Annotated in this window: 2 protein-coding genes; one reads left to right on the forward strand and one right to left on the reverse strand. The window is 46.0% G+C overall.

Translation table 11 applies throughout. From position 1 onward, the window contains the following. Positions 1 to 201: TrmH family RNA methyltransferase (locus ACJ751_RS28855; RefSeq protein WP_407749010.1), on the forward strand; the 201-nt coding region annotated here is incomplete at its 5' end. Between the two features lie 91 nt (positions 202 to 292). On the opposite strand, the gene ACJ751_RS28860 is transcribed toward ACJ751_RS28855, so the two are convergent. Further along, positions 293 to 2052: DUF3857 domain-containing protein (locus tag ACJ751_RS28860; RefSeq protein WP_407749011.1), on the reverse strand; the 1760-nt coding region annotated here is incomplete at its 5' end.

The raw sequence follows: 2052 nt of genomic DNA on the forward strand, positions 1-2052 counted from the left end.
GCGGCGGTGCTAAATGGTACCGAGCTGCGCAAATTGCAGCCCATTAAAGAAGGGGTGATCATTATAGGAAACGAATCAAAAGGCATCAGTGCAGAAGTGTTGGCGCTTTGCCGAAACAGGATAACTATACCGCGCCACGGCCAGGCGGAGTCGCTCAATGCAGCGGTGGCAACCGGGATAATATTATCGCATATAATCTGAATACAGTTTCAGGTTTCAAGTTTCAGGTTACACGTTACAAGGAAAGAACCTTTGACCGGAACCTGGAACCTGAAACTTGTAACCTGTAACATTATTCTTTCTTCACCACAATCCGCTGCGTATCGTCCATTAGTATATCATCGAACAGCTTTTTTATTTCTGCATAACCGGCTACGGGGATCCTTTGTTTTTTTAGCACCAGGGAAGCCGTGCAATACACTGCTTTTTCGGTTTCGTTGTACCAGTATTTGGTAGTGTAGGTAGCAATAGCGCTGGACAGTTCCTTTGGTTTGGGAAGGGCTTCAACCGACATGCCGGCTGGTAATTTGAAAACAGTTGTATCGATGCGTTCAAAAGGGTAGCTGAAATAATAGTCCAGTTTACGACCCTCTGATTTAGGCAGCGCCCGTGACCAGAACCGGTAAATGCGGGGACTGATGAATAGTTTATTACCGGCATTGAATTCATGCACTTTCTCGTACGACATTTCCAGGTTGGTGGTAAACTCAGCTGGTCCTTCTATTTGTTTGAAAGTAAAATCATCTGGCTGTTTAAAGTTCAGGTCGTTCACTATAAATTCTTTCTGATCGTCTTTCTTCTCATCTAAAAAGTACTTCATCTGTTCTTTAAATTCGCCGGTTGTGGTAAAGGTGGTATGGGTGCTGCCCGATCCATCGGTTTGCAGATCTATTACCGTATGAACCTGATATACATTTTCAGAACATTTACTCTCCGGGGTGGGAACCAGTACGCCGCCATTTTCGGTAATCAGCAAAGCATTCCTGTTTTCTGTAAAGGGGCCCAGTACATTAAAGTCAATGGTATTACTGGTGCATTCCAGCCATATCGTGTCTTTTTCCTGGGGCACGCAAAGAATAACGTGGTTGCTGAATTTAGAGGGGAAGTCGGCATCCATTGCCAGGGCGTTGGTGCCGGCATTAATAACGGCGCTATAGCTTTTAATACCAACAGCGGTCAGCATGGCCCTCATGCAATTGCTCAGCGCCTTACAATCGCCATACTTTTTCTTTTCAGTAAAGTCGGCCGAGAACGGGCGTAAGCCGCCAATACCCAACTGAATGCTCACATACCGGAAATTCTTTTGCAAATAGGTATACAGCCTTCTGATCTTTTCGTGGTTATCGGGTGCGTCTTTAACCATGTCGTTAAAAAAAGCAACCCGGTCGGCCGGTAGTTTGTCGAGCCCTTTGTATAAGTTGCCATACCAGGCGCCAAAGCTTTTCCAGGTGCTCAGGTCACCTTCAAAATCATCGAACTTAAAGCGGTTGGGCGCCAGCATCACATATGGGTAAGGACTAACCGAACCAGCTTCGTATTTTACGGCCGGCAGGTTTTTGACCGACCAGCGGTACCATTTATAGTTGCCATCTTCCCCGGTTTCAGGTTTTAAGGCGATGTTTTTTTCTTTATAGCGCAGGTCGAGGTCTTTGGGCACTTTGGCTGTGAATACGGATGACTCCACGCTTTGATTGGCATCCTGGATGTCGAAGCTCGGGTACAACAGGTTACCCTTTAACCTAATGCTGTATTTCACTTCAAAGGTAACGGGAAAGGACGCCGAAGGAAATCGCACGAAGGTGATCTTACTATCGTCTATCAGGTTGTCACCGGCGCCGGCCGTGGTGATCATATCTTTTTGTTTGTACTTGTTTATTTGCCGGCCATTGGCATCAAACACTTTTACTTCCGCATCATCGAGGATGTGAAATTTATCAGTATACTCGGCAAAACGAAGCGCGCTTTTGCCCTTCTCATTCATAACCGTGATGATCTGGTGCACGCTTAATGACGATCGGTCGATATCGGTTACTTCAAATGTAATTTCCTCGA

Origin of the sequence: Niastella sp. (assembly GCF_045805085.1) — a bacterium.
Lineage (GTDB): Bacteria > Bacteroidota > Bacteroidia > Chitinophagales > Chitinophagaceae > Niastella.